Origin of the sequence: Sphingomonas melonis DAPP-PG 224, assembly GCF_000379045.1 — a bacterium.
GTDB lineage: Bacteria > Pseudomonadota > Alphaproteobacteria > Sphingomonadales > Sphingomonadaceae > Sphingomonas > Sphingomonas aquatilis.
Map to the genome: position 1 here is coordinate 1,750,373 of NZ_KB900605.1, position 25,740 is coordinate 1,776,112.

The window sequence follows — 25,740 nt, forward strand, 5'->3', positions numbered from 1 at the left end:
CCGACTATTGAGGAGCGCGACATGAAGCTGGGGACGCTCACCGGCGGTAGTGAAGAGGCGGTGGTCACCGGCTTTGCGATCGACCATCGCAAGGTCGCGCCGGGCACCGTCTTCGGCGCGTTTCAGGGCGCGCGGGTGAATGGCGAGGATTATATCGCCGACGCGGTGCGGTCGGGTGCGATCGCCGTCGTGACGCGCCCCGGCGTGCCGGTGGAGGGGGCGGTGGCAATCCCCTCCGACAGCCCGCGTGAACGCTTCGCGCAGCTTGCCGCGCAGTTCTTCGCGCCGTTTCCCGAGGTCGCGGTCGCCGTGACCGGCACCAACGGCAAGACCTCCACCGTCGAAATGACGCGGCAATTGTGGCGGATGGCGGGCGAGCATGCCGCCTCGATCGGGACGCTGGGCGTCACCACCGCCGACGAGCGCGTGACGACCGGCCTGACGACGCCGGACGTCGTCACCTTCCTGTCCAACGTCGCCGGGCTGGCGCGCGAGGGCGTGACGCATGTCGCCTTCGAGGCATCGAGCCACGGCCTGACGCAATATCGCACCGAGGGGCTGCGCGTCGCCGCGGCGGCCTTCACCAACCTCAGCCGCGATCACCTCGACTATCATGGCGACATGGGCGCCTATCTCACCGCCAAGCTGCGGCTGTTTTCCGAAGTGCTCAGCCCGGATGGCGCCGCGGTCGTCTGGGCGGACGACGTCGAATCGGCGCGGGTGATCGATCTCGCCCAGGCGCGCGGCAACCGGCTGGTGACGGTCGGCGAACGCGGCAGCACGCTGCGCCTGGTCGAGCGCGATCCGACCTTGCTGGGGCAGGGGCTGGTGATCGAGGCGGAGGGCGCAACGCATCGCGTCACGTTGCCGCTGATCGGCGGCTATCAGGCGGCGAATGCGCTCGTCGCGGCGGGGCTGGTCATCGCGACCGGCGGCGACGTGACGCAAACGATCGCCAATCTCGCCCGCCTGCAACCCGTACGCGGGCGGCTGGAGCGCGCCGCGATCGCGCGCGGCGGCGCGCCCGTTTACGTCGATTACGCGCACACGCCCGACGCGCTGGAGGCGGCGATCGCCGCGCTGAAGCCGCATGCCGGTGGCCGGATGATCGTCGTCTTCGGTGCGGGCGGCGACCGCGATGCCGGCAAGCGCGAGACGATGGGGCAGGTCGCGCAGATGCAGGCCGACCTCGCGATCGTCACCGATGACAATCCCCGCACCGAGGATGCCGCCGCGATCCGCGCCGCCATCCTGAAGGGCGCGCCCGACGCCCGCGAGATCGGCGACCGCCGCGAAGCCATCGCCACCGCGATCCGCGAAGCCGGCCCGCAGGATATCGTGCTGATTGCCGGCAAGGGCCACGAACAGGGCCAGATCGTCGGCGACCTGGTGCTGCCGTTCGATGACGTCAGCGTGGCCCGGGAGTATGCGGCGTGAGTCCTCTGTCAGTCTTCCCCGCGCGCAGCGGGAGGAGGGGGACCGCCGGTCGCAGACCGGTGGTGGAGGGGGCGCCGTCGCAGACGGCGGCCTGCGCCCGCCGCCCCTCCACCAGCTTCGCTGGTCCCCCTCCCCAAGCGCGCTTGGGGAGGATCTGATGCTCTGGACGGCCGCCGAAATCGCCGCTGCCACCTCGGGCACCGCCTTGACCGACTTCGCCGTCACCGGCGTCGCGTTCGACAGCCGTGAGGTCGGTCCCGGCGACCTGTTTATCGCGCTCACCGGCGACAGCACCGACGGCCACCGCTTCCTCGATCAGGCCTTCGCGCAAGGGGCCGCCGGCGCGATCGTATCCGCCGACACGCCCCATCCGCACGTCCGCGTCGCCGATACCTTCGCGGCCCTGAATGACCTCGGTCGTGCCGCCCGCGCCCGCATGAGCGGCACGGTGATCGGCGTCACCGGCTCGGTGGGGAAGACCAGCGCCAAGGAGGCGCTGTTCGCCGCGCTCGACCGCTCGCTGACCGGCGCGGTGCATCGCTCGGTCAAGAGTTACAACAACCACACCGGCGTGCCGCTCAGCCTCGCCCGCATGCCGCGCGACACGAAGGTCGGCGTGTTCGAAATGGGCATGAACCACGCGGGCGAGCTGTCCCAGCTTACGCGCCTGGTGCGTCCGCACATCGCGATCGTCACCGCCATCGCGCCTGCCCATACCGAATTCTTCGCCGACGAAAGCGCCATCGCCGATGCCAAGGGCGAGATCTTCCAGGGTCTTGAGGCGTCTGACGGATCACCCGGCGGCATCGCCATCGTCCCCTATGACAGCCCGCACCGCGACCGGCTGATGGCGGCCGCCGCCCCCTATGCCGCGCGCACCGTCACCTTCGGTCTGACCAAGGGCGCCGACGTCCATGCGGTCGAGGCGATGCGTCTGCCCTCGGGCGGGTCGTTCGTCACCGCGAAGGTCGGCGCCCGCGAATTGTCGTTCACCCTGTCGCAGCCGGGCATGCACTGGGTGTCGAACGCGCTGGCCGTGCTGGCGGCGGTCGATGCCGCCGGCGCCGACCTCGCCCGTGCCGGCCTCGCGCTCGCCGAGATGGGCGGCCTTGCCGGGCGCGGCCTCCGCGTCACGGCGCGTGTGGGTGAAGGCGAGATGCTGGTCATCGACGAAAGCTACAACGCCAACCCCGCCTCGATGCGCGCGACGCTGGCGGTGCTGGCCGAAGAGCCAGGCCGGCACGTCGCGGTGCTGGGTGAGATGCGCGAGCTCGGCGACGATTCCGCCACCTATCACGCCGCCCTCGCCGAACCGATCCTGGCCGCGCGCGTCGAAACGGCGCTGCTCGTCGGCGAAGCGATGGCGCCGCTGGCACAGGCCCTTGAGGGACGCGTCGACATCATGCATGTGCCGGATGCTGCGACGGCGCTCGACCGGCTGAAGAACCTGGTCCGGGCAGGAGACGCGGTACTCGTCAAAGGGTCTAATGGTGTCGGCCTGTCGCGCCTGGTCGCGGGGCTGGAGGCAGGTGTTGCGATCGCAGATCGCATGGGGGGCGGAACGTAAATGCTGTACTGGATCGCCGAGCACCTGGGCTTCACCGGGCTGCTGAACCTTATCCGCTACCAGTCCTTCCGGACGGGCGCGGCGGTGGCGACCGCGCTGTTCATCGGCCTGATCATCGGGCCGCGCTTCATCGGCTGGCTGCGCGTCCGCCAGGGCAAGGGGCAGCCGATCCGTGCCGACGGCCCGCAGACGCACCTCGCCAAGCGGGGCACGCCGACGATGGGCGGACTGATGATCCTGACCAGCATGGCGCTCGCGATCCTGATCTGGATGGACCTCAGCAACCCCTATGTCTGGGCGTGCCTGTTCGTGACGCTCGGCTTCGGGGCGATCGGCTTCCTCGACGATTACGACAAGGTGCGAAAGGCGAGCACCGCCGGCGTCTCGGGTAAGACGCGGCTGCTGCTCGAATTCGCAATCGCCGGCATCGCCTCGTGGATCATCATGCAGCAGAACGGCCCGCACCTGTATCTGCCGTTCACCGACCGGCTGTACCTCGACCTCGGCTATGCCTTCCCGCTGTTCGCCGCCTTCACGATCGTCGCCTTCGGCAATGCGGTGAACCTGACCGACGGGCTCGACGGCCTGGCGACGATGCCGGTCATCATCGCCAGCGTGGCGTTCATGCTGATCGTGTATCTGGCGGGCAACGTGAAGTTCGCCACGTATCTGGGCATCCCGCACGTCCCCGGCGCGGGCGAGCTCGCGATCTTCTGCGGCGCGGTGGTCGGCGCCGGACTCGCCTTCCTGTGGTTCAACGCACCGCCCGCTGCGGTGTTCATGGGCGATACCGGCAGCCTCGCATTGGGCGGCGCGCTCGGGACGATCGCGGTCGTCGCGCACCACGAGATCGTGCTGGGCATCATCGGCGGCCTGTTCGTCGTCGAGGCGCTGTCGGTCATCATCCAGGTGTTCTTCTACAAGCGCACCGGCAAGCGCGTGTTCCGCATGGCGCCGATCCACCATCATTTCGAACAATTAGGCTGGAGCGAGCCGACCGTCGTCATTCGTTTCTGGATCATCAGCCTGGTGCTGGCGCTTGCCGGCCTGTCCACGCTGAAGCTGCGGTGAGGACGATGCCGGTCGCCCCAAACACACCGTCACCCCGGACTTGGTCCGGGGTCCACCGGGCCACATGGGGGCGTTGTGCGCCTCTAGCCATCCCCCTCGCCGAAAAGTGGACCCCGGACCAAGTCCGGGGTGACGGATCGATTTGGGCAAACGCTGCATGATCCTCTCCACCGCCTGGAAGGTCCAACGCTACGCCGTCCTCGGCCTCGCCCGTTCCGGCATGGCGGCCGTTCGCGCGCTCGCCGCCGCCGGAGCGTACGTCGTCGCCTGGGACAGCGACCCCACCGCGCGCGAACGGGCGCAAGCGATCGACGGCGTCATTGTCCACGATCCCGCCGCCCTCGACCTCACGGGCGCGGCCGGGCTGGTCGTCTCGCCCGGCGTGCCGCTCAACACCCATCCGCTGGTCGCGCAGGCGCGCGCGGCGGGCGTGCCGGTGATCGGCGACATCGAACTGTTCGCCCAGGCCCGCGCCGAACTGCCGCCGCACAAGGTCGTCGGCATCACCGGCACCAACGGTAAGTCGACCACGACCGCGCTGGTCCATCATATCCTCAAGACCGCAGGCGTGCCCACACTGATGGGCGGCAACATCGGCCTGCCGATCCTGGAACAGGACCCGCTGCCGGACGGCGGCGTCTACGTGCTCGAACTGTCGAGCTACCAGATCGACCTGACGCAGACGCTCGACTGCGACGTCGCGGTGCTGCTCAACATCACGCCCGATCACCTCGACCGCTATGATGGCTTCGAGGGCTATGCGGCGTCCAAGGCGCGGCTGTTCGAGATGCAATCAGCGGGTCATCTCGCGGTTGTTGGCATCGACGACGACGCCACGCGGAACATTGCCATCGCGCTTCGCGATCAGGGTGATCTGATCGAAGTGTCGACCGCCGAATACAACGGCGCGGTGTTCGGACCCGCATTGCGCGGTCCACACAATGCGCAGAACGTCGCCGCCGCACGTATCGTCGCGGCGAGGCTCGACGTGCCCGCCGGCGAACTGTCCGCAGCGCTCGAAACCTTCACCGGCCTGCCCCACCGCATGGAGCGCGTCGCCGAGCGCAACGGCGTCGCCTTCATCGACGACAGCAAGGCCACCAACCCCGAAAGCACCGCGCCCGCGCTCGGCGCATTCGAGCGCATCCACTGGATCGTCGGCGGCAAGCGCAAGGGCGACGATCTCGACGCCTGCGCGCCGTACCTCAGCCACGTCGTCGCGGCCTATACGATCGGCGAGGCGGCCGAGCTGTTCGCCGACATCCTGACGCCAAAACTCCCCCACGTCGAACGCAGCGGCGACCTCGCCACCGCCGTCCGCGCCGCCGCCGCTGCGGCTCAGCCCGGAGAGGTCGTGCTGTTGTCGCCGGCCTGTGCTAGTTTCGACCAGTTCCGCGATTACGAGGCGCGGGGCGCTGCGTTCCGCGCGGCTGTCGAGGCTCTAGCATGACGGGCGCCAGCATGACCGACGACAAGCGCGACACCCTGATCGCCAAGGTGAAGCGCTCCGGCGGCCGCGGCGACCGATCGCCGCTCGGCACCTGGTTCTGGGACATCGACCGGATGCTCCTGCTGCTCACCCTGTTCCTGATCGCGATCGGGCTGGTGGCGGTGGCGGCAGCGAGCCCCGCGACCGCGGTTCGCTATTCGGGCGAACATCACAAATTCACCGCGCTCTATTACTTCTGGCGCCAGCTGATCTGGGTCGGCATTTCGCTGCCCGTGCTGTTCGGCGTGTCGATGCTGCCGGTGCCGCTCGCGCGGCGGCTCGCGCTGATCGGCGCTGCGGTGCTGATCGTGTGCCTCGCGCTTACGCCCTTCGTCGGCAACAGCATCAACGGCGCACGGCGCTGGATCGGCTATGGCTTCGCCTCGTTCCAGCCGTCCGAGTTTCTGAAACCGCTCTTCATCGTCACGGTCGCCTGGCTGCTGTCGCTGAAGGCGAAGGACCCGACGCTGCCCACCGTGCTCATCACCGGCGCGATGACCGGGCTGATCGCGCTGCTGCTGATGATGCAGCCCGACTTCGGGCAGACGGTGATCTTCTGCACCGTATGGATGGCGCTGCTGATGATCGCCGGCACGCCGATGCGCGTGCTGGGCGGGATTATCGCGATGGTGCCGGTCGGCCTCGTCTGCGCCTACATGTTCTACAGCACCGCCCGCAACCGCATCGACGCCTTCCTGTTCCCGAGCGTCGAGGGGGAGGGCGCGAGCGATCACTTCCAGACCAATGCCGCGCATGCGACGATCACCAGCGGCGGCTGGACCGGCACCGGCCCCGGCGGCGGCACCGTGAAGTTCGGTCTGCCCGAAGCGCATACCGATTATATCTATTCGGTGATCGGCGAAGAATTCGGCCTGATCGCCTGCGCGATCATCGCGCTCGTCTTCCTGGCGATCGTCGTGCGCGTGTTCGTCAAGCTGCTGGACGAACAGGACGAATTCAAGCTGCTCGCCGCCAGCGGCCTCGCCGTGCAGTTCGGCGCGCAGGCGTTGGTATCGATGGCGGTCAACACGGGCCTCGCGCCGTCCAAGGGTATGACGCTGCCGTTCATCAGCTATGGCGGGTCGTCGATGATCGCGCTGTCGATCGGCATGGGGTTGCTGCTTGCCTTCACCCGGCGCAATCCGTTCCTGACGCGCAGCCCGTATGTGGTGAGATGGGGTTCGAATTGAGCAAGCATTACGTCCTGGCAGCCGGTGGCACGGGCGGTCACATGGTCCCCGCCGCGGCGCTGGCGGAGGAGCTGACCCGGCGCGGCCATCGCGTCGCGCTGGTCAGCGACGCGCGCGGCGTGCGCTTTCCCGGCCTATTCGACAACGTCCAGACGCACGTCCTGCCCGCCGGCCGCTTCCAGGTGAAGAAGCCGCAGGGCTGGGCGAGCGCGGTGCGCGAGATGCTGCGCGGCCGGGCGATGGCGCGCGAATTGTACCGCACGTTCAAGCCCGCCGCGGTGATCGGCTTCGGCGGCTATCCCGCGTTCCCCGCGCTGCTCGCGGCGTTCGCGGAGAAGATCCCGACTGCCGTCCACGAACAGAACGCCGTCCTCGGCCGCGTCAACCGCGTCGTCGCGGGCAAGGTGGATGCGATCGCGACCTCGTACAAGACGACCGAACGGCTGGCGGCGAAGCACGAATACAAGGTCCATCTCGTCGGCAATCCGGTCCGCGACGCGGTGCTGGCACTGCGCGCGAAACCCTATCCGCTGCTGGAAGAGGACGGCATCTTCCGCGTCCTCGTCACCGGCGGCAGCCAGGGGGCGAGCATCCTCAGCCAGGTGGTGCCCGACGGCCTCGCCATGCTGCCCGTCACCTTCCGCCGCCGCCTGCAGGTGACGCATCAGGCGCGGATCGAGGATATCGACGCGGTGCGCGCGCAATATGCCGAGCATCAGATCCCGGCCGAACTCGCCACCTATCTGCCCGACATGCCTGAGCAACTGGCCTGGGCGCACCTCGTCATCGCCCGCGCCGGTGCCTCGACGATCGCGGAATTGACCGCGGCGGGTCGGCCCGCCATCCTCGTGCCTTTGCCCGGCGCCACCGACGACCATCAGACCGCGAACGCGCGCGAGATCACCAAGGCGGGCGGCGCGCGCACCATCCCGCAGCCCGAATTCACCGCCGTGGAGCTAGCCAAGCAGATGCAGAAACTGGGCCTCGACCCCGCGGCACTGGAAAACGCCGCCGCGCGCGCGAAGAGCGTCGGCCGCCCGACCGCGGTCAGCGACCTCGCCGATCTGGTCGAAAGCCTCGACGCCCCGCTGTCGCGCCTCCCCGTCGGCGTGCCGACCAAGCCCAAGGCGGTGACCGCATGATTAGGGGCGTCGCGACCGACATCGGCCCGATCCACTTCGTCGGCATCGGCGGTATCGGCATGTCCGGCATCGCCGAGGTGATGAAGAACCTCGGCTATACCGTGCAGGGCTCCGACGTTGCCGAGGGCTATGTCGTGCAGGGCCTGCGCGACAAGGGCATCGCCGTCACGATCGGCCACGCTGCCGAGAACGTCGCGGACGCCGCCGTCGTCGTCACTTCCACCGCGATCACCCGCACCAATCCGGAGGTTGAGGCGGCGCTGGAACGGCGCATCCCCGTCGTCCGCCGCGCGGAAATGCTCGCCGAACTGATGCGCCTCAAGTCGACCGTCGCGGTCGCGGGCACGCATGGCAAGACGACGACGACCAGCATGGTCGCGGCGCTGCTCGATGCGGGCGGCGTCGACCCCACCGTCATCAACGGCGGCATCATCAACAGCTACGGCAGCAACGCACGCCTCGGCGCGAGCGACTGGATGGTCGTCGAGGCCGACGAGAGCGACGGCAGCTTCCTGCGCCTCGACGGTACGATCGCGGTCGTCACCAACATCGATCCCGAACACCTCGACCATTACGGCAACTTCGATGGCGTGAAGGACGCGTTCGTCGAGTTCGTCGAAAACGTCCCCTTCTACGGCGCGGCGCTTCTGTGCCTTGACCACCCGGAGGTGCAGAACATCCTGCCGCGCGTCCGGGACCGGCGCGTCGTGACCTATGGGTTCTCGGCGCAGGCCGACGTCCGCGGCGTCAACGTCACCCCGGTGCCGGGCGGCAACCGCTTCGAATGCATCGTGCGCGAGCGGGACGGCACCAGCCGCTCGATCGAGAATATCGAGCTGCCGATGCCCGGCCGCCACAACGTCCAGAACGCGCTCGCCGCGATCGGCGTGGCGCTGGAGCTCGGCATTCCCGACGAGACGATCCAGCGTGGCTTTTCCGCGTTCGGGGGCGTCAAGCGCCGCTTCACGCACGTCGGCGAGGTGGCGATGGAGGACGGCAACGTCACGATCATCGACGATTACGGTCACCACCCGGTCGAAATCCGCGCCGTGCTCGCCGCCGCCCGCGAGGGCGCCGAGGGCCGCGTCATCGCGGTCGTCCAGCCGCACCGCTATTCGCGCCTGGGTAGCCTGATGGAAGAGTTCCAGACCGCGTTCAACGACGCCGATCGCGTGCTCGTGACTCCAGTCTATGCTGCGGGCGAAGCGCCGGTCGAGGGCGTCGACGCGCAGGCGTTGGTCGAGGGATTGAAGCGTCGCGGCCACCGCTCCGCCGCGACCGTTGCCGATGCCGATGCGCTCGCCGACGAACTCGCCGCGACCGTGCAGCCCAACGACATGGTCGTCTGCCTGGGTGCGGGCGACATCACCAAATGGGCGGCGGGCCTCGCCGCCGCGATCGGAGCGCGGCGATGACCGACTGGTTCGATGCAGGCCTGAAGCTCCAGAAGCAGATGCTCGACGCGCAGCGCCAGGCGCTGGAGGCCGGTGGTCACGCGGTCGACGCCGGCGCTGCGATGGTCGAGGCCCAGGAGGCGACGCGCAAGGCGGCCGAGGCGAACCTCGCCGCCTTCCAGGCGTGGACGCGACTCTGGGGCGTCGGGCCTTGGTGAAAGCAATGCCCCCGGTCCGCGGGCGCCTGACGGAGGGCGCCGCGCTGGCGCCGCTCGTCTGGTTCAAGGCGGGGGGCAATGCCCAATGGCTATTCGAACCGAAGGACGCGGACGATCTGTCCGCGTTCCTCGCCGCGCTCGACCCGGCGGTGCCGGTGATGGCGCTGGGGCTGGGATCGAACCTGATCGTCCGCGACGGTGGCGTGCCGGGCGTCGTGGTGCGGCTCGGCAAGGCCTTCGCGCAAGTCGAGCGGCTCGACGACGTCTCCCTCCGCTGTGGCGGGGGAGCGAGCGGCATCCTCGTGTCTTCGACCGCGCGCGATGCGGGCATCGGCGGCGTCGAATTCCTGCGCTCGATCCCCGGCACGGTCGGCGGCTTCGTGCGGATGAACGGCGGCGCCTACGGCCGTGAGGTCAAGGACGTGCTGGTCGAGGCTGATGTCGTGCTGCGCTCTGGCGAACGCGTGACGCTCGGCCTCGCGGACCTCGGCTACACCTATCGCCACAGCGCGCTGCCCGACGGCGCGGTCGTCGTATCCGCGACCTTCCGCGGCGCGCCCGCCGAGCCGGCCGTGATTCAGGCGGAAATGGATCGCATCGCCGCCGCGCGCGAGGCATCGCAGCCGCTGCGGTCGAAGACCGGCGGCTCGACATTCAAGAACCCCGATGGGCACAAGGCCTGGGCGCTGGTCGACGCCGCCGGCTGCCGGGGCTTGCGGCGCGGTGACGCTCAGGTATCTGAGAAACATTGTAATTTCCTGCTCAACCTCGGCTCGGCCAGCAGCGCCGATATCGAAGGTCTGGGCGAAGAGGTGCGGGACAAGGTGAAGGCGCAGTCGGGCGTGACGTTGGAATGGGAAATTCAGCGCGTGGGAGTGGCGGCGTGAGCGGCGTGATCCAGTTCCTCCCCCGCCAGGGGGAGGGGGACCGCTCGGCGTCAGCCGAGTGGTGGAGGGGGAGGACGGCAGTGTCCTCTCCGCTGTTCCGTGTCCTCCCCCTGCGTCATGCTGCGCATGCCACCTCCCCCTTGCGGGGGAGGAATTGATGCACATCGCGGTTCTCATGGGCGGCTGGTCCGCCGAACGCCCCGTATCGCTCCTGTCGGGCAAGGGTTGCGCCGATGCGCTCGAGGCGAACGGCCACCGCGTCACCCGGATCGATATGGGCCGCGACGTCGCCGCGCGCCTTGCCGCGGCGCAGCCCGATCTCGTCTTCAACGCGCTGCACGGCTCGCCCGGCGAGGACGGCAGCGTGCAGGGCATGCTCGACCTGATGGGCATCCCCTATACCCATTCGGGCCTCGCCACGTCGGTCATCGCGATCGACAAGGTGCTGACCAAGCAGGTGCTCGTCCCCGCCGGCATCCCCATGCCAGGCGGCCGGATCGTCAAGTCCGCCGACATCCACGAACGCGATCCGCTGCAGCGCCCCTATGTCCTCAAACCCATCAACGAAGGTTCGTCGGTCGGCGTCGCGATCGTCACCGATGACGGCAATTACGGCAATCCGATCGGCCGCGACGTGGCGGGACCTTGGGCCGAGTTCGACGAACTTCTCGCCGAACCCTATGTCCGCGGCCGCGAGCTGACGACCGCGGTGCTGGGCGAACGCGCGCTGGGCGTCACCGAATTGAAGCCCAAGACCGGCTGGTACGATTTCGACGCCAAATATACCGATGGCCTGACCGAACACGTCTGCCCTGCCGACATCCCCGACGAGATTGCGGACGCCTGCAAGCGGCTCGCACTGGAGGCGCATCGCCTGTTGGGGTGCAAGGGCGCCAGCCGCTCCGACTTCCGCTGGGACGACGAGCGCGGCGTCGACGGCCTGTTCCTGCTCGAGGTCAACACGCAGCCCGGCATGACGCCCTTGAGCCTCGTCCCCGAACAGGCGCGCCACATCGGAATGAGCTACGAACAGCTCGTCCAGGCGATCGTGGACGAGGCGCTCGCCGACGCGAAAGCTGCTGCGGGATGAGCCGCACGATCAAGCGCGGCCCGCCGCCCAAGCGCCCCGCTGCCCGGCGCAAACAGCCCGTCCGCAAGGTCGGGCTGTTCGAGCGTGCGATCGCCGCGCTGCCGGTCAGCGAGGAGACGATCCGCAAGGCGGCGACGTGGACGATCACCGGCGGCGGCATCGCCGTGGCGCTCGCCGCGCTAACCTGGATCGGCATTCCCGGCATGATCGGCACCGCCATCGCCGAAGGCGCGGGGCAGGCGGGCTTCCGCGTCGAGCAGATCGAGGTCACCGGCCTCAAGCGCATGGACCGGATGAGCGTCTATGCCGTCGCGCTCGACCAGCAGAGCCGCGCGATGCCGCTCGTCGATCTGGAGGCAGTGCGCCAGAAGCTGCTGCGCTACGGCTGGATCGCCGACGCGCACGTCTCGCGCCGGCTGCCCGACACGCTGCTGATCGACATCGTCGAGCGTAGCCCCGCCGCGGTGTGGCAGGACAATGGCCAGCTGACGCTGATCGACAAGGACGGCGTGCTGCTGGAACCGGTGAAGCCGGATGCGATCCCCGATTTGCCGCTGGTGATCGGCCCCGGCGCGGACCGGCAGGAGGCAGGCTATCAGGCGCTGCTCGCCGCGGCCCCTGCGCTCAAGCCCCGCGTCAAGGCGGCGACCTGGATCGGCAACCGCCGCTGGGACCTGACCTTCGACAGCGGCGAGACGCTGGCGCTGCCCGAAGACGGCGCGCCCGCAGCCTTGCTCAAATTCGCCGAACTCGACGGCGCGCGGCCCCTTTTGGGGCGCGGCTGGATGCGGTTCGACATGCGCGATCCGAGCAAGCTCGTCGCGCGCAAGCCCGGCGCCAGCATGGCGCATGACGTGCCCGATCCCAGTGAGATCGCGGCACCGGCGGGTACACAGACCGATACCGGTGCGGGAAACACCGGCGATCGACACGCGGCAGACGCGCACACGGGGGCCGAGGGATAATGGCGAAAGTAGCACCGGAAGGACTCATCACCGCGCTCGACATCGGCTCGTCCAAGGTGTCGGCGATGATCGCGCAAAAGGGTGACGGCGGCGAATTGATCGTGCTCGGCACCGGCCAGCGCGAAAGCCGCGGCGTCAAGCGCGGCTATATCGCCGACATGGGCGCCACCGAAGCCGCGGTGCGCGAGGCGGTCGAGCAGGCCGAACGCATCGCCGGCATCAACATCGAAAACGTCTGGGTCGGCTTCTCCGCCGGCGGCCTCGTCAGCGACGTCGCCGAGGTCGAGTTCGAACTGGGCGGCCATCGCGTCGAACAGCAGGATATCGACGCCTTGCTCGCGGCCGGGCGCAATTCGATCGACCCGCAGGGGCGGATGGTGCTGCACGCGCAGCCCGCGCTCTACACGCTCGACGGGCTCACCGGGGTGAAGAAGCCGCTGGGGCTCCACGCCGATCGCCTCGGCGTCCACATCCACGTCGTCGCCGCAGATGGCTCGCCGGTGCGCAACCTCGACTTGTGCGTTCGCTCGGCGCATCTGGAAGTGAAGTCGATCATCGCCGCGCCAGTCGCGACCGGTCTCGCCTGCCTCAGCGACGAAGAGCGCGAGCTGGGTGTCGCGCTGGTCGAAATGGGGGCGGGGATCACCAACGTCTCGCTGTTCGCGGGCGGCATGCTCGTCGGCCTCTGCTCGATCCCGATGGGTGGGCAGGACATCACCGACGATATCGCCAGCGCCTTTGGCACCCGCCGCGCGCAGGCCGAGCGGATGAAGTGCTTCCACGGATCGGCCAATGCTAGCCCACGCGACAATCACGAGATGATCCCGGTGATGCCGATCGCCGCCGAGGACGATGTGCATGGCGGCATGCAGATCACCAAGGCGCAGCTGATCGGCGTCGTCCGCCAGCGGCTGGAGCATCAGATGGACGAAATCCGCAAGTCGCTCGCCCAGCTCAAGTTCGAAGGGCCCGTGGGGCGGCAGGTCGTGCTGACCGGCGGCGGTGCGGAGCTGAAGGGCATCGCCGATTATGCGCAGCAGGCGCTCGGCCGTTCGGTACGTATCGGCCGGCCGCGCGGGCTGACCGCGCTGCCGGAGGCGCATGGTGGGCCCGCGTTCGCGACATTGGCGGGCCTTGCCTTCTACGCAGCGTCCGATCCGATCGACCTGCGCGGGGTGGCACCCCAGCAAACCACCGTTCATCGCCAGCGTGGCATGGGCATGGTTCGCAAGCTGATTCAGGCGGCACGGGCAAATTATTAAGCGCCGATGACCTTTCGCGCTGTTTTCCTATGGAAGAGCGTGAATCGTTGAGGCAAAAGGTTAATCAGGGTCCCGGCGCGCAATTCCGGACAGGGGCGGAGAAAGTTTAGGCCATGAGCATCGAATTCATCACTCCCGAGGTCGACGAACTGACCCCCCGTATCGCCGTGATCGGCGTGGGCGGCGCGGGTGGCAACGCCATCGCCAACATGATGCGTGCCGACGTGCAGGGCGTCGACTTCCTGGTCGCGAACACCGACGCGCAGGCGCTGAAGTCGTCGATCGCGCCGCAACGCATCCAGCTGGGTGCGAAGATCACGCAAGGGTTGGGCGCCGGCTCGCGGCCCGAAATCGGCCGTGCCGCTGCCGAAGAGACGATCGACGATCTCGCCAAGCGTCTGGAAGGCGCACACATGTGCTTCATCGCCGCCGGCATGGGCGGCGGCACCGGCACTGGCGCCGCGCCCGTCATCGCCAAGGCCGCGCGCGACATGGGCATCCTGACCGTCGGCGTCGTCACCAAGCCGTTCAGCTTCGAAGGCAACCGTCGCGCCAAGAGCGCCGATGGCGGCATCGAGGAACTGCAGAAGTATGTCGACACGCTGATCGTCATCCCCAACCAGAACCTCTTCCTGATCGCCAACGCGAACACGACCTTCAAGGAAGCGTTCGAGATGGCGGACGAGGTGCTGCAGCAGGGCGTGCGCGGCATCACCGACCTCATGGTCATGCCCGGCCTCATCAACCTCGACTTCGCCGACGTCCGCAGCGTGATGCAGGAAATGGGCAAGGCGATGATGGGCACCGGCGAAGCGTCCGGCGACAATCGCGCGCTCGAGGCGGCGCAAAAGGCGATCGCCAATCCGCTCCTCGACGGCGTCAGCATGCAGGGAGCCAAAGGCGTAATCATCTCGATTACGGGTGGCGACGACATGCGCCTGCTCGAGGTCGACGAAGCGGCGAACCACATCCGCGATCTAGTCGATCCCGACGCGAACATCATCTGGGGCTCGGCGTTCAACCCCGAACTCGAAGGCCGCATCCGCGTGTCGGTCGTCGCGACCGGCATCGATTCGGACGCCAAGCCCGGCCTCGCCGCGCCGGCGACCGAGCCGACCAAGTCGTTCAGCTTCGGCATGGGCCGCAAGACCGACGACAGCACCTCGTTCCGTCCCAGCGCGACCGCGTCGACGCCGGTGAGCGCGCCGGAACCCGCGCCCGCCCCGGCTGCCTCGCCGTCGCCGTCGGTGTCGTTCACCGCGCCGCCGGCCGCCCAGCCTGTGCCGCAGCCTGCGCCGCTCGATCTGCAGCCGACGCAGGCGGTGCAGCCCTCCGCGCCTGCCGCCGCGGACGACGAGCTAGTGCTGGGCGCTGAAACGATGGTCCCGCCGACGCCCAAGACCTACGGCGAAGAGCCTGCCGCGCCGGCTCAGGCCCCCGCCGGCCGCCGCTCGTGGATCGCGCCCGGCAGCGACGCCGCCCCCGCGGACGCCGCCCCGCAGCCGCGCGTGAAGCTGGGCGGCACGCTGTTCGAACGCATGTCGAACGCCGCCCGCGGCCCGGCGCGCGACGACAGCGAAGGCGATTCGAAGGAGCCGCTCGACCTGCCGCGCTTCCTGCACCGCCAGAACAACCAGTAATCGGATTGGGGCGACCGCTCGCCCCATCCAACCCGTCACCCCGGACTCGTTCCGGGGTCCACCGGGCCGCAGGGGTAACGCTGGCGCCTCCAGCCATCCCCTCGCCGTGCAGTGGGCCCCGGACCAAGTCCGGGGTGACGTGGTACTTGGGGCAAGCCGCGCCGGTTCCCAAACTGACGGTTCGCAGGGCTTCCGACCCGCTCCATCAATCATGCACGCCACCGGCGGGCGAGAGCAAGGGCATCGTCCGGACTGCCCACCTCCTAACGCCCCGTGACCGATTGGCAGGGACCGCTTGTCCCACGTCGTTCGTCACCCCGGACTTGTTCCGGGGTGACGTGGTACTTGGGGTCAACGCCGCTGCCCCCACCAACCGGCGGTGCGTAGGTCTCAGGCAATGCCGATTCCAAGCGCGCCCCTTCCTCACCGCCACCGCGTCCCATTCCTGACCACCTAAGCCGCATTCGTCGCCGGCGCGTCTCGCTTCACCGCGCCGCCGGGCGCCGGACATTGCCGGTTCAGCCGGTTCCGGCTTTAGCGTGATGGTATCTCATGCGTGTCATCGTCCCCGCTTTGTTGGCGTCCGCGGCCCTGCTGCTGGCATCCGTCCAGGCCGCATCTCCGGCGCAGGAGGTCGTGCAGCCGCTGCCCGGCACCACCGACGCGGATCGGCTCGCCGAGCAGATGCGGGCGCTCGCTGCCAATCCCCGCGATCTGAACGCGCTGGTCGCCGCGGCGGACCTGTCGCTGTCGCTGGGCGACCTCAGCGGCGCGGCGTCGCTGTATGCGCGCGCCGAAAAGGTCTCGCCGAACGATCCCCGCATCAAGGCGGGGGAGGGCGCGATCCTGGTCCGGTCGGAACGGCCCGGCGAGGCGTTGCGCTATTTCGCGCAGGCCGAGGCGGCGGGATATGACGTGCGCCGTTATGCCGGCGATCGCGGCCTCGCCTACGATCTGATCGGCCAGCCGGAGCGGGCGCAGCGCGATTATCGGCTGGCGATGCAGGCCGGCGCGAATGACGAGGTCATCCAGCGTTACGCTTTGTCGCTCGGCATCGTCGGCCAGCGCGACGCGGCCTTGCAGCTGCTCGATCCCTTGGTCCGCAAGCAGGATCGCAGCGCATGGCGGACGCGCGCTTTCGTGCTGGCGATGACCGGCGACCAGCCCGGCGCGGAAAAGATTGTCACCACGATGCTGCCGCAGGGCATGGCGCAGGGGCTGCTGCCTTTCTTCCAGCGCCTGCCGGCGCTGTCGCCTGCCGATCGCGCCTTCGCCGTCCATTTCGGTGAGGTTCACACTTCGCCAGAACGGATCGCCGACGCCCGCCTCGCGCCCGTCCTGCCGCAGCTGGCGCCCGAGCGGCCGCCGGTGGCACTGGCCGCGGTCCAGACGCCGACGCGTCCCACGGGTCGCGAAGCGCGTCGCGGCCGGATTACGCGCGAGACGAAGCAGCCGACGGTCGCGCTGGCGGCCAACACGCCGCCCGTCGCCACGCCCGCGGGCGCTCCGTCCTATCAAGCGGTGACCGCGGCCCTCGCGCGCGTCCAGCCGGTGCACGCCGCCACCAGTCCCGCCCCCGTCACGCAGGCGAGTACGACGGCGATGGTGCAGCCCTTGCCGTCGCGCGCGCCCGCAGTGGCGACCCCGACCACCGCGTCCGCCGCGAATGTCGCGATCGCCAGCGCGATCACGCGCCCGGTGGTCACGCCCGCGCCGGCTACGGCGAACCCGGCGGCCGCCACCGTCACGCCGCAACAGCCCGTCGTCACGGCGGCGGCAGTCGCGCCAACGCCCGCCACGGCAACGCCCACCAAGCCAGCCGCCGTCAGCACGACGGTGGCATCCACGCCAGCGACCGCGGTCGTGCAGCCGCTCCCCGCGACCCGCCCGGCCGAGGTCGCGACCGCGACACCCATCGTGTCCGTACCCCCGGCCAAGCCCGACAGCGATTCGGTGCTCGCGCGCATCGTCGCCAGCCTGTCGATCCCGGCGTCCGAATTGGGCGTGACCGAGCCGGTCCGCGCCACGCCCGCTCCCGCCACCGCCGACGACACCGCCGCCCGCGTGCTCGCCGAGGCGAAGGCCAAGGAGGAACGCGACGCCGCCGCCGAAAAGGCGCTCGCGCTGAAGGCCGCCGCCGACAAGCGCGCCGCCGATCGCAAGGCGCTGGCCGACAAGAAGGCGCTCGCCGCGAAGAAGCTCGCCGACGAGAAAGCCGCCGCCGCCAAGAAGGAAGCGGCCGAGAAGAAACTCGCCGAGGCCAAGGAAGCCGCCGAGGCGAAGAAACTCGCCCGCGCCAATCCCTCGCGGATCTGGGTACAGGTGGCGGGCGGCGCGAACGAGGACGATCTGCCCAAGGCTTGGGCGGCGGCCAAGGCAAAGGCACCCGCGCTCGCCGGCAAGAGCGGGTGGAAGACGCCGCTGCGCGCTACCAACCGCGTGCTGACCGGCCCGTTCAAGACCGATGCGGAGGCGCGCAGCTTCGTCAACCAGCTGACCAAGCAGGGGATCGGCGCCTTTACCTTCACCAGCGACGCGGGACAGGTGGTGGAGCGGCTGTCGGCAAAGTAAGGCCGGCGGCATGACCGCCATCGCCCCCTGGGCTTCCCATCCCGCCACCAGCCGTGGCCGCCTCCATCCCGAAGGGGAGGGGACGGCGCGCGGCCCCCGCGACGATTTCCAGCGCGACCGCGACCGTATTATCCATTCGATCAGCTTCCGCCGCCTGCGCCACAAGACGCAGGTGTTCATGGCCCCCGACGGCGATCATTTCCGCGTCCGCCTGACGCACAGCCTGGAGGTCGCGCAGATCGGCCGCACGATCGCGCGCGTGCTCGGCCTCAACGAGGATCTGACCGAGGCGCTATGCCTCGCACATGACATCGGCCACCCGCCCTTCGGCCATGCCGGTGAGGATGCGCTGAAGGCGGCGCTCGCCGACGCGGGCGGCTTCGACCACAACGGCCACACGCTGCGCACGTTGACGCATATCGAACGGCCCTATCCACGCTTCGACGGCCTCAACCTGACGTGGGAGATGCTGGAGGGGCTGGCCAAGCACAACGGCCCGGTCCGCCATCCCGGCTGGGCGCTGCGCGAGGCGGACGACGCCTTCTCGCTCGACCTGACCAGCCACGCCAGCCTGGAGGCGCAGGTCGCCGCGATCGCCGACGATATCGCTTACGACAACCACGACATCGACGACGGCCTGCGCGCCGGGCTGCTGACGCTCGACCAGCTGCTCGCGGTGCCGATCGTCGCGCGCGGCTGGGATGCGGCGCGTGCGCGCTTCCCCGACATCACGCCGCGCCGGCTGGCGCATGAGCTGGTGCGCAGCCAGATCGGCATGATGGTCAACGACCTGATCGAGGAAACGCGCCGGCGCATCTCCGCGTCGGGCGTCGCCACCGTCGATGACGTGCGCGCAGCGGGCCAGGCGCTGTGTGGCTTCTCGCCTGCGATGCGCGAGGAGGAGCGCGACCTCAAACGCTTCATGTACGCCAACCTTTATCACCACCCGCGCCAGCTCGCGGCGGCGGATGCCGCGCATGGTATCGTCCGCGGCCTGTTCGCCGCCTATCGCGACGATCCCGCGACGATGAGTCCCGAATGGGCCGCCGACGTGCCGGCGGAAGAGCCCGCCCGCAGCCGCCACATCGCCGACTTCATCGCCGGCATGACCGACCGCTACGCCATCGCGCGCTACCGCGAACTGGTCGGCGACATCGACCTGCCCGAAGGGTTCTGAGGCAAGGTGCAGCCACCCCATCCGTCATCTAGACGCGTCATCCCAGCGCTGGCTGGCATGGCACGATGCAAGAGCCGCGAAGGACCCCAGCCTGCGCCTGCGCTGGGGTGACGTCCCATTGCCCGTCCCACCGGCATACTTCTGCGACAAACCTCGATTATGCCCACTCTTACGAGGTGGAGTGAGTCGTGATGTCGGACGCTGCCGTAGCAATGAACCGGTTTGGCCTGGGGGCCACGCGGGGGCAGGAGCCGCCCGGCAATCCCAAACGGTGGCTGCTCGACCAGATCGACGCCTATCAACCCGCCACGCCCGTGCTGGCCACCGCCCCGACCAGCGCCGCGGTGGCGGAGGATATCGCCGCTTATCAAGCCGAACAGCGGGCCATTCGGCAAGCCGCAATGGCCAGGCAGGGCGTTCCCGCTCCGGCGGCGGTCGTGACACCACCACCCGCGTCGACGATTACGCCGATGACGTCCAACATGGCGGCCACCGTCATGGCACCCCCATCGCCCGCGCAGGAAAAACGCAGCGCGCAGCAGGTCGCGCGACAGGATGCCCGGCGGCTCGCGCAGGACGATTACACCAACCTCGTCGGCCTGCGCACCGCCTCCGCGCTCACCACGCCGACGCCCTTCGCCGAACGGCTGGTGCATTTCTGGTCGAACCATTTCGCCACTTCGGCCGACAAGCTCGAACTGATCGGCCTCGCCGGCACGCTGGAGAATGAGGCGATCCGCCCGCACGTCATGGGCCGCTTCGCCGACATGCTGTTCGCCGTCGAGCGGCATCCGGCGATGCTGATCTACCTCGATCAGGCGGTGTCGATCGGCCCCGACAGCCCGCTTGGGCTGCGCGCCAAGGGCCGCCGCCGCTCCGGCCTCAACGAAAACCTCGCCCGCGAGATCATGGAGCTGCACACGCTCGGCGTGCGCACCGGCTATACCCAGGCGGACGTGACCGAATTCGCCCGCGCGATGACCGGCTGGACGGTCGGCGGGATCGGCGGCGGCCCGGCGGCGCGCTTCGTCGCCGATCGGCCGGTGGGTAACTTCGCCTTCGTGCCGCAGGTGCATCAACCGGGCACGCGCACGATCATGGGCAAGGCGTACGGGCAGGACGGCGAGGCGCAGGCCTCCGCGGTCCTGACCGATTTGTCGGTGCATCCCGCGACCGCAGGCCATATCGCGACCAAGCTCGCCCGCCATTTCGCCGGTGATAATCCGCCCCCCGCAATGGTCGCGCGGCTAGAAAAAGCGTTCCTGTCGTCGCGCGGCGATCTGCCTACGGTCTATCGCGCACTGATCGCTTCGCCCGAAGCCTGGGTTGCGGCGCCCGCCAAGTTCAAGACACCATGGGAATGGAGCGTCTCCAGTTATCGCGCGCTCGGGGCTACGGAGGTGCCGGCGAAGGCGATGCAGGGCCTGCTCGACCAATTGGGCCAGCCGATGTGGAAGCCGGGTCAGCCGATCGGTTACGACGACACCGCCGCCAGTTGGGCGGCCCCCGACGCGGTGCTGCGCCGGGTGGAGGCGGCACAGCGCTTCGCGTCTAAGGCGCCGCCCTCGATCGACGCGCGCGCGCTGGCGCCGCAGCTGTTTCCCGCCGCGCTGACCCCTATGACCGCTCAGGCGCTGTCCCGTGCCGAAAGCCCGACGCAGGCGCTCGCGCTGCTGCTCGTCTCGCCCGAAATGATGCGGAGGTAATCCCATGGACCGTCGTGCCTTCCTCGCCCGCAGCGGCCTTGGCCTGCTCGGCACCTTCGCCCCCCGCATCGCCTTCGCCAAGGCGGCGACGGCCAAGCGCTTCGTCTTCATCATCCAGCGCGGCGCCGCCGACGGCCTGGGCACGATCGGCGCAGTCGGCGATCCGGCCTTCGTCGGCGCGCGCGGCGATCTCGCCGCCGATGTCGCCAACGGTACGAAGCTCGACGCGATGTTCGCGCTCCACCCGGCGATGACGACGGCGGCGGCGCTGTACGGCAAGGGGCAGGCGTTGTTCGCGCACGCCGTCGCCTCGCCCTACCGTGATCGGTCGCATTTCGACGGGCAGAACGTGCTTGAGACGGGCGGCACCGGCGCCTACCAGCTGAAGGACGGCTGGATGAACCGGCTGCTCGGGATCGTGCCGACCGACGATGCCAAGGCGATCGCCGTCGCTGCCACCGTGCCGATGGCGCTGCGCGGCGCGCGCGAGGTGGCCAGTTACGCGCCCTCGTCGCTGCCCGATGCTTCGGGTGACCTGATGGCGCGGGTGACGCAGCTCTATCGCGGCGACGACCAGCTCCACCGTCTTTGGGGCGAGGCGATTCAGACGCGCGAGCTGACCGACGATCTGGCCAAGGATAATGGCCGCAACGCCGCCGCCACCGGCGCACTCGCCGCGCGGCTGCTCGCCCCCGCCAATGGGGCTCGGATTGCGACGATCGAAACCGGCGGCTGGGATACGCACGCCGGTCAGCGTGGCCGGCTGGCGCAGCAGTTGAAGGGCCTCGATGCGATGCTCGCCGCGCTCCAGACGGGACTTGGACCGGTGTGGGATGACACGTTGGTCCTCGTTGCGACCGAATTCGGCCGTACCGTCGCGGTCAACGGCACCGGCGGCACCGATCATGGCACCGGCACCGCTACGATGCTGTTCGGTGGCGCGGTGAAGGGCGGCCGCGTCCTCGCCGACTGGCCCGGCCTCGCCACCGCCAACCTGTACGAAGCGCGTGACCTGAAACCGACCACGCAGCTCGATGCGCTGATCGGCGGCGCGGTGGCGGACCATTTCGCCGTCGACCCCTCCCGCGCGATGACCGCGCTCTTCCCGGCCAGCCAGCGCACCGCGGCGATCGGCGGATTGCTGCGCGTCTGATCGAGTGTTGGCGGGTGTGTGGCGTAACCCGCTGAGTACGAAGTTTAATCGAGCGGCTCTGTGCCGCAGGGCAAGTTTGTGCTTCATCGCCCACACCGTCACCCCAGCGCAGGCTATGGTCTCACACGGCTCGTTCTCACTGTCTCGCAAACGGAAACGATAACCCCGGATCGTTTCGCTCAAGGTGTTCATGGTGTCTATCTTCGGGCGATTTGAACCCACCCCCGTCTTGCGGTAGAGCGCGGCGCTTTCGCCGAACGGACGCTCATGACGCTTTACACCCGCTTTGCCGCGCATGTCGCCGCGGCCCTCGATACCCTGGTCGCCGCCGGCACGCTGCCCGCCGATCTCGACCGCCGCAACGTGACGGTCGAGCCCCCGCGCGACGTGACGCATGGCGACCTCGCCACCAACGCGGCGATGGTGCTTGCCAAGCCCGCCAAGACCAACCCCCGCGCCCTCGCCGAAGCGCTGGCGGCCGAACTTGGCACGCTGGACGAAGTGGCGGAAGCAACCGTCGCAGGCCCCGGCTTCATCAACCTGCGCCTGACGGATGCGGCGTGGCGCGACGAACTGACCCAGATCGCGGCGGCGGGCGACGATTACGGCCGCTCGACCAGCGGCAAGGGCGTGCGCGTCAACGTCGAATATGTCTCGGCCAACCCGACTGGCCCGATGCACATGGGCCATTGCCGCGGCGCGGTGGTCGGCGATGCGCTCGCCAGCCTGCTCGAATTCGCCGGGCACGATGTGATCCGCGAATATTACGTCAACGACGCCGGCGGCCAGGTCGATGTGCTCGCCCGCTCGGCGCACCTGCGCTACCGCGAGGCGCTGGGCGAAGACGTCGGCGCGATCCCCGAAGGCCTCTATCCGGGCGACTATCTGGTCCCGGTCGGCAAGGCGCTCGCCGACGAATTTGGCGACCGCTATGCGACGGCGCCGGAAGGCGAATGGCTCGCGCTGTTCCGCGCCCGCGCGGTCGCGGCGATGCTGGTCATGATCAAGGACGATCTCGCCCTCCTCGGCATCCACCACGACCTGTTCTCGTCGGAGGCGGAGTTGCAGGCGGCGGGCAAGCCCGAAGCCGCCGAGAAGTGGCTGCGCGAGCATGGCCTCGTCTACGACGGCGTGCTCGAAGCCCCCAAGGGCGAAACGCCCGAGGATTGGGAGCCTGTCGAGCTGCCGCTGTTCCGCTCGACGCAATTCGGCGACGATCAGGATCGCCCGATCAAGAAGTCGAACGGTCAGTGGACCTATTTTGGCGCTGACCTCGCCTATCATTTCCAGAAGAGCCAGTCCGCCGACCAGCTGATCGACATCTGGGGCGCCGATCACGCCGGCACCGTCAAGCGTATCCAGGCCGCCGTCGCCGCGCTGACCGAGGGCAAGACGCGCTTCGACGTCAAGCTCGTCCAGATGGTCCGCCTGCTGCGCGGCGGCGAGCCGGTGAAGATGTCGAAGCGCGCGGGCAATTTCGTGACTCTCGCCGACGTCGTGCGCGAAGTCGGCAAGGACGTCGTCCGCTTCACGATGCTGACCCGCCGGTCGGACGCGCAGATGGACTTCGATTTCGCCAAGGTGGTCGAAGCGTCAAAGGACAATCCGGTCTTCTACGTCCAATACGCCCACGCCCGCGTCGCCTCGCTCCACCGCCGTGCCGAGGAAGCGGGGATCGCGGCCGAGGGTGCCGACCTGTCCCGGCTTGATACGGAAGAGCTGGCGCTGGTGAAGCTGGCGGCGCAATTTCCGCGTATCGTGGAAACCGCCGCGACGGCACGCGAGCCGCACAGAATTGCGTTTTATCTGTATGACTTAGCTGCTGCGTTCCATGCCCTGTGGAACGTCGGTAACGATCGTCCGGAGCGGCGTTTCCTGGTGGTCGAGGATCATGATGCCACGCGTGCGCGTCTCGCCTTGGCGAGCGCCGTCGCACAGATTATTCGTAATGGCCTCAGCATCATGGGTGTTGTCGCGGTTTCGGAGATGAAGTGATGACGGACGGTCTGGACCTGCGCGACGAGGAGCGGCTGCCCTGGCTCGAAACGGTCGAGCCGGACGAGGAGCGCGGCGCGCCGATCGGCAAGGTGCTCGCATTGGTTGTACTGGGCCTGGCCGTACTCGCCGCGATCATCTTCGGCATCTACAAGCTTCAGAACCGCGCCACCCCCGACGGCGATCTGATCGCCGCGCAGGAGGGTGACTATAAGGTCAAGCCCGACGATCCCGGCGGCTTGAAGGTGAAGGGCGAGGGCAATGCCGCCATCGCGACCAGCGCCGGCAAGGCGGGCAACGGTTCGATCGACTTGAGCGCGGTGCCGGAGAAGCCGATCGACGGCCATCGCGTCGCGCCGACCGCAAAGCCCAGCGGTACGGGCGGTGCCAATGCGGTGGCGCAGGTGCCGGCCTCGGGCGGTCGCCTCGTCGCGGCACAGCCGGTCAGCGCGCAGCGCAGCGCGGCGGCGGGCCCGGCGGCCAGCGGCTCGCTGGTCCAGCTCGGCGCCTATCCCAGCGAGGCGGCGGCGAACACGGCATGGACCGGTTTTTCGAAGCGGTTCAGCTATCTCGCGCCGCTCGGCAAGTCGGTCCAGTCGGTCGCGATCGGCGGCCGCACGCTGTACCGCCTGCGCGTCAACGCGGGCAGCGCCAACCAGGCGGCGGACATCTGCGGCCGCCTGCGTGTGGCCGGCGAAAGCTGCTTCGTCGCCAGCTGAGGCGTGATGCGGTGGCGCGGCGCTCGCATATTGGCGGCGTCCGCGCTAACCGGTTCGGCATGAAGCCCGTCATCTTCGGCATCGCCGGCCTAGAGCTCTCCCCCGACGAACGCGCCTTTTTCACCGAGGCGGAGCCCGCCGGCTACATTCTGTTCAAGCGTAACATCGCGACCCGCGAACAGGTGCGGGCGCTGACCGATTCGCTACGCGCGCTGTCGGGCAACGATCGCCTGCCGATCCTGATCGATCAGGAAGGCGGACGTGTCGCGCGCATGGGGCCGCCCGAATGGCCGGCGTTCCCTGCCGGTCCGGCCTTCGCCAAATTGTACAACACCGCACCCATGTCGGCGATCCAGGCAATGCGCGCCAACGGGCAGGCGCTGGGGCTCATGCTGGCAGAGGTCGGCATCACCGTCGATTGCGCGCCCATCCTCGACATCGCTCAGACCGATACGACGGAGGCGATCAGCTGCCGGACCTATGGCGCCGAGCCGATGCAGGTCGCCGCCTTGGGACGTGCGATGCTGGAGGGACTGGCGGCCGGCGGGGTCGTCGGCGTCGTGAAGCATATGCCGGGCCATGGCCGCGCGGTGGTGGACAGCCACCATCTGCTCCCCACGGTCAGCGCGTCGGCGGAGGCGCTGGAGGCGGACCTCGAACCGTTCCGTACCCTGCGCCATGCGCCGATGGGCATGACCTCCCACATCGTGTTCGAGGCCTGGGATGCCGAGCGTCCGGCAACCCTTTCCCCGACCATCGTCAACGACGTGATCCGCGAGATGATCGGTTTCGACGGGCTGCTCATGACCGACGACATCGACATGAAGGCGCTGTCGGGCACCGCAGGCGAAAAGGCGGCAGGCGCGATCGCCGCGGGATGCGACCTCGTCCTCGACTGCTGGGCGCGGATGGACGAGATGGTCGAGATCGCCGGGCGGCTGGGGTCGATCAGCGACTCGGCACGCGCGCGGCTGGACACGGCAATGGCGAGCGTCGGCGCGCCCGAGGGCGATTTCGCGGAGCTGATCGCACGCCGCGACGCCTTCCTCGCGCTGGCCTGACGGCGG

The 25,740-nt window shown here is 69.0% G+C and carries 20 protein-coding genes; all 20 read left to right on the forward strand.

Going from position 1 to position 25,740, the window contains the following annotated elements:
• Positions 1 to 21: 21 nt before the first annotated feature.
• The 20 genes from SPHME3_RS0108495 (at position 22) to nagZ (ending at position 25,734) form a co-directional block, all read left to right on the forward strand.
• A complete protein-coding gene (locus SPHME3_RS0108495; RefSeq protein ID WP_017979588.1) occupies positions 22 to 1,437 on the forward strand; it encodes a UDP-N-acetylmuramoyl-L-alanyl-D-glutamate--2,6-diaminopimelate ligase in 1,416 nt (471 codons plus the stop codon).
• 157 nt (positions 1,438 to 1,594) lie between these two features.
• On the forward strand, positions 1,595 to 3,004 hold the full coding sequence (locus SPHME3_RS0108500) for a UDP-N-acetylmuramoyl-tripeptide--D-alanyl-D-alanine ligase (protein WP_017979587.1): 1,410 nt from the start codon (positions 1,595 to 1,597) through the stop codon (positions 3,002 to 3,004).
• Positions 3,005 to 4,075 (forward strand): phospho-N-acetylmuramoyl-pentapeptide-transferase, encoded by a 1,071-nt coding sequence (gene mraY, locus SPHME3_RS0108505; protein WP_017979586.1) that lies wholly within the window; start codon positions 3,005 to 3,007, stop codon positions 4,073 to 4,075. It begins immediately after the preceding gene.
• Positions 4,076 to 4,232: 157 nt separating this feature from the next.
• Positions 4,233 to 5,525, forward strand: a complete 1,293-nt coding sequence (gene murD / locus SPHME3_RS0108510; protein WP_018250675.1) for a UDP-N-acetylmuramoyl-L-alanine--D-glutamate ligase — start codon at positions 4,233 to 4,235, stop codon at positions 5,523 to 5,525.
• An 11-nt stretch (positions 5,526 to 5,536) separates the two neighbouring features.
• On the forward strand, positions 5,537 to 6,754 hold the full coding sequence (locus SPHME3_RS0108515) for an FtsW/RodA/SpoVE family cell cycle protein (protein ID WP_020486562.1): 1,218 nt from the start codon (positions 5,537 to 5,539) through the stop codon (positions 6,752 to 6,754).
• Entirely contained in the window at positions 6,739 to 7,896 is a 1,158-nt protein-coding gene (murG, locus tag SPHME3_RS0108520) for an undecaprenyldiphospho-muramoylpentapeptide beta-N-acetylglucosaminyltransferase (RefSeq protein WP_017979583.1), read from the forward strand. Before SPHME3_RS0108515 ends, murG begins: the two co-directional genes overlap by 16 nt.
• Positions 7,896 to 9,311 (forward strand): UDP-N-acetylmuramate--L-alanine ligase, encoded by a 1,416-nt coding sequence (gene murC / locus SPHME3_RS0108525; RefSeq protein ID WP_024310405.1) that lies wholly within the window; start codon positions 7,896 to 7,898, stop codon positions 9,309 to 9,311. Before murG ends, murC begins: the two co-directional genes overlap by 1 nt.
• Positions 9,308 to 9,508, forward strand: a complete 201-nt coding sequence (locus SPHME3_RS0108530; protein WP_024310406.1) for a hypothetical protein — start codon at positions 9,308 to 9,310, stop codon at positions 9,506 to 9,508. Before murC ends, SPHME3_RS0108530 begins: the two co-directional genes overlap by 4 nt.
• A 5-nt stretch (positions 9,509 to 9,513) precedes the next feature.
• On the forward strand, positions 9,514 to 10,395 hold the full coding sequence (gene murB, locus SPHME3_RS0108535) for a UDP-N-acetylmuramate dehydrogenase (protein ID WP_017979580.1): 882 nt from the start codon (positions 9,514 to 9,516) through the stop codon (positions 10,393 to 10,395).
• 157 nt (positions 10,396 to 10,552) lie between these two features.
• A complete protein-coding gene (locus SPHME3_RS0108540; RefSeq protein ID WP_017979579.1) occupies positions 10,553 to 11,485 on the forward strand; it encodes a D-alanine--D-alanine ligase in 933 nt (310 codons plus the stop codon).
• Entirely contained in the window at positions 11,482 to 12,450 is a 969-nt protein-coding gene (locus SPHME3_RS0108545) for a cell division protein FtsQ/DivIB (RefSeq protein ID WP_017979578.1), read from the forward strand. Before SPHME3_RS0108540 ends, SPHME3_RS0108545 begins: the two co-directional genes overlap by 4 nt.
• A complete protein-coding gene (gene ftsA / locus SPHME3_RS0108550; protein ID WP_017979577.1) occupies positions 12,450 to 13,712 on the forward strand; it encodes a cell division protein FtsA in 1,263 nt (420 codons plus the stop codon). The genes SPHME3_RS0108545 and ftsA overlap by 1 nt, the downstream gene beginning before the upstream one ends.
• Positions 13,713 to 13,825: 113 nt before the next feature.
• A complete protein-coding gene (ftsZ, locus tag SPHME3_RS0108555; protein ID WP_017979576.1) occupies positions 13,826 to 15,352 on the forward strand; it encodes a cell division protein FtsZ in 1,527 nt (508 codons plus the stop codon).
• A 552-nt stretch (positions 15,353 to 15,904) separates the two neighbouring features.
• Positions 15,905 to 17,923: a tetratricopeptide repeat protein gene (locus tag SPHME3_RS0108560; RefSeq protein ID WP_017979575.1), complete on the forward strand. Its 2,019-nt coding sequence runs from the start codon at positions 15,905 to 15,907 to the stop codon at positions 17,921 to 17,923.
• 10 nt (positions 17,924 to 17,933) lie between these two features.
• Positions 17,934 to 19,100, forward strand: coding sequence for a deoxyguanosinetriphosphate triphosphohydrolase (locus SPHME3_RS0108565; protein ID WP_017979574.1), 1,167 nt, complete (start codon positions 17,934 to 17,936; stop codon positions 19,098 to 19,100).
• Between the two features lie 191 nt (positions 19,101 to 19,291).
• Positions 19,292 to 20,806, forward strand: coding sequence for a DUF1800 domain-containing protein (locus SPHME3_RS0108570; RefSeq protein ID WP_024310408.1), 1,515 nt, complete (start codon positions 19,292 to 19,294; stop codon positions 20,804 to 20,806).
• 4 nt (positions 20,807 to 20,810) lie between these two features.
• Positions 20,811 to 21,959: a DUF1501 domain-containing protein gene (locus tag SPHME3_RS0108575; RefSeq protein ID WP_017979572.1), complete on the forward strand. Its 1,149-nt coding sequence runs from the start codon at positions 20,811 to 20,813 to the stop codon at positions 21,957 to 21,959.
• Between the two features lie 267 nt (positions 21,960 to 22,226).
• Positions 22,227 to 23,954, forward strand: a complete 1,728-nt coding sequence (gene argS / locus SPHME3_RS0108580) for an arginine--tRNA ligase (protein ID WP_017979571.1) — start codon at positions 22,227 to 22,229, stop codon at positions 23,952 to 23,954.
• Positions 23,954 to 24,673 (forward strand): SPOR domain-containing protein, encoded by a 720-nt coding sequence (locus tag SPHME3_RS0108585; protein ID WP_017979570.1) that lies wholly within the window; start codon positions 23,954 to 23,956, stop codon positions 24,671 to 24,673. Before argS ends, SPHME3_RS0108585 begins: the two co-directional genes overlap by 1 nt.
• Before the next feature lie 59 nt (positions 24,674 to 24,732).
• A complete protein-coding gene (nagZ, locus tag SPHME3_RS0108590; protein WP_017979569.1) occupies positions 24,733 to 25,734 on the forward strand; it encodes a beta-N-acetylhexosaminidase in 1,002 nt (333 codons plus the stop codon).
• The last annotated feature ends 6 nt before the right edge of the window (positions 25,735 to 25,740 follow it).